Below are 5338 nucleotides of genomic sequence, written 5' to 3' on the forward strand. Positions count from 1 at the left end.
CTGGGCGACTTCGTGGACCGCGTGGGCGACTCGATGGAGGAGAGCCACGACATGGCCCGGCCCTCACGGATCGGGATCATCGCCACCGCCGGAGACCGCCGCGACGAGGACATGCGCGAGCTCGGCCAGATCGCCGCCCAACACTTCGACGTGCTGATCGTGCGGGAGGACGTGTCGCTGCGGGGGCGCAAGCGCGGTGAGACCGCGGCCCTGGTGCTCGAAGGTGTCCGTGCAGCGATGGCCTCGGGGGCCCGCTGCCGACAGGCCGAGGAGGTCCTCGACGAGATCGATGCCGTACGGCACGCCATGAGCCGCGCCAACAAGGGCGACCTGGTCGTGGTGTGCGTCGACAAGCACGCCGAGGTGATGTCGGAGCTCGAGAACTGGTCCAGCCAGGCGCAGGCCGGCTCCGGGGCCAGTGCCGGCGCACCGGCCGCCGACCCGGACTACACCCCGGCCCCCGTCGAGGGCTGACCCGGCGCTCATTGACGCATGTGACGCCTGTGACGAACGGCCGCGAGTTTTTGCCTCAGCTTTGTTCAACCCGGTGGACCTGACCCTCCGCCCGAGGCAGGGTGAGCGGATGGCTGAGGTGAACTGGGGGAACCAGGTCGCCGGAGCCGACGGGCGACTCGGGCAACACTCGCCGATTCCGACCGACGAAGACGGGCAGGGCCCCGTGCCGGACCAGGAGGCCGTGGGCTACTCCTGTTCGTGCGGGTCCAGGTCCTGCGAGCTCGACCGGGCGTTGAAGGGAGCGTGGCGCTCCGGCATCCGCCTGGCGGCGCTGGCGTGGCCCGAGCCGCCTGCGCCCGAGGTCGAGCTGCCGGGACAGAACGAGCGCAGGTCCGTCCTGGTCTCGACGTGGGGTCCGCGCGACGCACCCTGACCCCGGTCGTCCGGCTCGGCCCACGCTCAGGGGGACTGGCTCAGGGGGACTGGGCCAGCCGAACCTTCTCCGCCAGCTTCTCGGGCGTGTCGGGCACCCCGCCGTGCTCGGCGATCCAGGCATAGACCGCCTCCCGCTCGGCGTGGCACATCAGCCCCACGACGTCGCCCGGCTCCGCCTGCTTGACCAGCGCGGCGAGTCCGTCGACCTCCGTCGGACAGGACTCGATGTCGGTGACCCCGACCCGCTCCGCACCGGCCCGGAGGAGCTGGTCGAGCGCCTCCAGGTCCCGACCGCGCAGGTAGCGCTGCTTGTGGGCGATCACGAGCACGTCGCTGTCCCGGGCGGCGATCTCCCCGAGCTTCTCGATCAGGTCGTCCTGCCGGTCGCCCACGGCACCGAGGCCTAGGAGCAGCCGCGCTCCCGGACGCCGTACGCCGTTGAGCACCTCGATCAGCGCCTCCAGGCCGGCCTCGTTGTGCGCCAGGTCGACCACGACCGTGGCGGCGTCGACGGTGAACATGTTCATCCGGCCGGGGTTGTGCTCGGCGTCGTTGCGGAACGTGCGCAGTCCCTGCACCACGACCTCGCGCGGGATCCCGACGGCCAGGGCGGCGGAGGTCGCGGCCAGGGCGTTCTCGACGTTGAACCTCGAGAGCCCGGAGAGGGTCATGGGGATGTCGACCAGCTCCACCAGCGGGTCGGGGTCGGCGTTGGGGGCGAGGACCGATACCCAGCCGTCGATGACGGTGGTGGCCCGGCCCCCGGTGCTGAGGACCTCACGGATCGCCGGCGAGTCGGGGTCGCGGGAGAACACCCAGGCGCTCGCCTTGATGATGCCGCGCATCGCGAAGACCCGGGGGTCGTCGGCGTTCAGGACGGCCCAGCCGTCCTTGCGGGTGATCCTCGGGACGACCGCCTTGACCTCGGCCAGCTGGTCGAGGGTGTCGATGCCGTGCAGCCCGAGGTGGTCCGCGCTCACGTTGGTGACGACCGAGACGTCGTTGCGGGTCAGTCCGATCCCCTTGAGCAGGATTCCGCCCCGGGCGGTCTCGGTGACCGCGAACTCGACGTTGTCGTGGGCGAGCACCCGCCCTGCGCCGCTGGGACCCGAGTAGTCACCGGCCTCCACCAGCTCGCCATCGACGTAGATGCCGTCGGTGTTGGACCAGCCGACCAGCTTGCCCTGGGTGCGGGCGAGGTGGGCGATCAGGCGGGAGGTGGTGGTCTTGCCGTTCGTGCCGGTGACGGCGACCACCGGGATCTTCGGTGTGATCGTGCGCGGAGCCTCGCCGGGCTCCGCGGCGCTCACCCGCTCCGCCGCCTCGCTCACCGCGCTCTCGACGTCACCCTGCGGGAGCGCGTCGAGCACCTCGGCGACGGCCCGGCCCATCACCTGGGCCCGCTGGCGGTGTGACCACGGGAAGGCCACCACGATGCGGTGCGGGTCGTTGGTCGGACGGACCCGGACCGCGAGACGCGAGGTCCCGGACTCGGTGGCGACCGCCCGCACCAGCCGTCCGACCGCGCGGGCCGCGAAACGTTGCCGGAACCCGGTGTCGGGCTCCCCCGGCCGGGCGTTGCGCAGGCCGATCCGGCCGGCAAACCGCTCGGCCGTCGACGTGGAGGCCGAGGCGAGTGACCCGAGGTCCAGCGTCAGCTTGATCGCCGCGCGCGGGAAGTAGAGGTTGGGGCCCTCGAGCACCCTGAGCTCGACGAGTGAAGTCACGTTCCGCACCGTATCGAGGCGGCCCGCCGGACGTTCCGCGGCCCCGGCCCGTGGCGGTGCGCTCAGACTGATGTGGCCGCTGCAAACGATTCCTAGTTCACCGCTCGGGTGGGTCCGGCGGGCCGTCGGCACTCGTCGAGGTCACGGAGTCGGGCGAACAGGCGCTCCCACAGGCGCCCGAAGTCGGGCGGTGGTCCGTCATAACCGTTGTCCACCAGAAGTCGGTGGACCATGCGGACAAGGTTCCTGGGCGCTCCCAGCGCCTCCTTCGTCACCTGTCGATAGTCGATCTCCTCCCGCCGCATGAAGGCGTAGCGCTCGATGTCGGCGACGTACTGGGCACGATCGGTCTGGTGCTGGCTTCCTTCGTACTCCAGCGCGCACCGCCACCTCTCGAACCACAGGTCGACAAGGATCGTGAGCGTGTCCGTCACCGGAATCGGGATGTTGCATCTCGGTCTGGGCAGGCCGGCGAAGGAGATCAGCGCGCGGGTCTCGCTCTCCTTCAGCGAGCGTGAGTCACCGTCGAGGTGCCCCAGGACCCAGCTGGCTTCGCTGATCCCGCGGCGCCACGGCTGCGTGACGACGAGCTCGAGGAGCGACTCGCGGGTCATGTGGCCGCGGTGCAGCAACCAGTCACCGACCTGGATGGCATCCATGACGCGCAGATGCGCGCAGCTTGCGACGAACGCCGCCGTCGGAGTCGCGCCCACCTCGTCCGTCGGCGGCATGAGCCTGGTCCGGTGCAGGAAGATCCCGTCGAGCGCAAGGTGATGATCACCCTGGATCACGAAGCGCACGGGGAGGCGTGGGCCGAAGTCGAGACCCAGCTGGTGGAGCCGCGTGAGCCCGGTAGTCCGGGCACCTGACGGCAGGGCCAGGCGCGCCGCCTCGATCCTGTCCTCGTGCGTCATCACATGGTCTGCGTGGCGCCAGACACCTGGATGGAGCCGGACAAACCTTTTGCCCTGCAACATGCTCTTGCTGACTCCGCAATCGAGAGCCGTGGCCCGGGTGAACGGTCCGCACATCAACGGGGTCGGGATCTGCCTCATGGCGCCCGAGTGAAGCCGCCGGGGCGAAGATCGGGCGGATGCGGACCCGCTTCATGTGGACAAAGGCCGACGGACCTCGCACGGGGACGACTTCTGGCCCGGTCTGTGGGCGGACATCGCAGTCAGCGGTGAATGAGGACTGACTCAGCCCACGGCATGCAGTCCCAGGTCACCGCTGACCAGGTCCGAGAGCTCAGGCCCCCATGGCGTGGTAGCCGCCGTCGACGTGGACGATCTCGCCGGTGGTCGCGGGGAAGAAGTCGGAGAGCAGGGCGCACACCGCCCGGGCAGTGGGGGTCTGGTCCTTCTCGTTCCAGCCGAGCGGCGCCCGCGTGCTCCACATCGACTCGAGCTCCTCGAACCCGGGGATGGCCTTGGCGGCGAGGGTCTTCAGCGGGCCCGCGGAGACCAGGTTCACCCGGATCCCGTCCGGACCGAGGTCACGCGCCAGGTAGCGCGAGCACGACTCCAGGCCGGCCTTGGCCACCCCCATCCAGTCGTAGGCCGGCCAGGCGACGGTGGCGTCGAAGGTCATCCCGACGATCGAGCCGCCCTCCCCCATCAGCGGGCGACAGGCGTTCGACAGCGACATCAGGGAGTACGCCGAGACCTGGAGGGCCTGGGCGACGTCCGGCCAGGGGCCACCCATGAACTTGCCACCCAGCAAGGTCTCCGGGTTGCCGAAGGCGATGGAGTGGACCACGCCGTCCAGGCCGTCCACGTGCTCGCGGACCGCGGCCTCGAGCCCCTCCAGGTGGGACTCGTCGGTCACGTCCAGCTCCAGGACCGGCGGCTCGGTGGGCAGCCGCTTGGCGATCCTGCGGGTGATCCCCAGGGCGCGGCCGAAGTTGGAGATCAGCACCGTGGCGCCCTGTTCCTGGGCGGTCCTGGCCACGGCGTACCCGATGGAGCTGTCCATCGTGACGCCGGCGACGAGGATCCGCTTGCCGGCGAGGATGCCTGTGTTGGAGTCCGTCATCAGTGCCCCATTCCGAGTCCACCGTCGACCGGGATGACCGCCCCGGTGACGTAGCCTGCGCCCTGGCCGGTCAGCCACAGCACCGTTCCCGCGATCTCGTCCACCGAGCCGTAGCGCCCGAGCGGCACCTGGGTCTTGATCGTGGCCTTCTGGTCGTCGGTGAGTACGTCGGTCATGTCGGTCTCGATGAACCCTGGTGCGACGACGTTCGCCGTGATCGACCGGGAGCCGAGCTCGCGGGCCAGCGACCGGGCCATCCCGACCAGCCCGGCCTTGGAGGCGGCGTAGTTGACCTGGCCGGCCGAGCCGAGCAGGCCGACGACGGAGGAGATCAGGATGATCCGCCCGCGGCGGAGCCGCAGCATGCCCTTGGCGGCCCGCTTGGCGAGCCGGAACGTCCCGGTGAGGTTGGTGTCGATGACCGACGACCAGTCGTCCTCGCTCATCCGGAGCAGCAGCGTGTCCTTGGTGATGCCGGCGTTGGCGACGAGCACCTCGACCGGACCGTGCGCCTCCTCGACCTGCTGGAAGGCCTTCTCGACGGCGTCGGCGTCGGTGATGTCGCAGCGCACGTCGAGGCAGCCGTCGGGCGCGCCGCCACTGCGAGTCGTCACCGCGACCCTGTCGCCCTCCGCGACGAACGCCTCCGCGATCGCCCGTCCAATGCCACGGTTGCCGCCGGTGAC

The 5338-nt window shown here is 70.5% G+C and carries 6 protein-coding genes; 2 read left to right on the forward strand and 4 right to left on the reverse strand.

The features are described from left to right. Both VFN12_RS08800 and VFN12_RS08805 read left to right on the forward strand, forming a co-directional pair. Nucleotides 1-474: glutamate ligase domain-containing protein (locus VFN12_RS08800; protein ID WP_414690021.1), on the forward strand; the 474-nt coding region annotated here is incomplete at its 5' end. Between the two features lie 109 nt (nucleotides 475-583). Further along, the gene (locus VFN12_RS08805; RefSeq protein WP_325118270.1) at nucleotides 584-889 is read left to right on the forward strand and encodes a hypothetical protein; all 306 of its coding nucleotides are present in this window, start codon (nucleotides 584-586) and stop codon (nucleotides 887-889) included. A gap of 40 nt (nucleotides 890-929) precedes the next feature. Here VFN12_RS08805 and VFN12_RS08810 read toward each other — a convergent pair whose 3' ends face one another. The 4 genes from VFN12_RS08810 to VFN12_RS08825 form a co-directional block, all read right to left on the reverse strand. Further along, entirely contained in the window at nucleotides 930-2618 is a 1689-nt protein-coding gene (locus VFN12_RS08810; protein WP_325118271.1) for a Mur ligase family protein, read from the reverse strand. Between the two features lie 92 nt (nucleotides 2619-2710). Further along, nucleotides 2711-3532, reverse strand: a complete 822-nt coding sequence (locus VFN12_RS08815) for a hypothetical protein (RefSeq protein WP_325118272.1) — start codon at nucleotides 3530-3532, stop codon at nucleotides 2711-2713. Nucleotides 3533-3866: 334 nt separating this feature from the next. Beyond that, nucleotides 3867-4652: an enoyl-ACP reductase FabI gene (gene fabI / locus VFN12_RS08820; protein WP_325118273.1), complete on the reverse strand. Its 786-nt coding sequence runs from the start codon at nucleotides 4650-4652 to the stop codon at nucleotides 3867-3869. Then, on the reverse strand, nucleotides 4652-5338 hold a 687-nt coding region (locus tag VFN12_RS08825), incomplete at its 5' end, for a beta-ketoacyl-ACP reductase (RefSeq protein ID WP_325118274.1). The genes fabI and VFN12_RS08825, both read right to left, overlap by 1 nt.

The organism is Nocardioides sp. (genome assembly GCF_035703625.1).
Lineage (GTDB): Bacteria > Actinomycetota > Actinomycetes > Propionibacteriales > Nocardioidaceae > Nocardioides.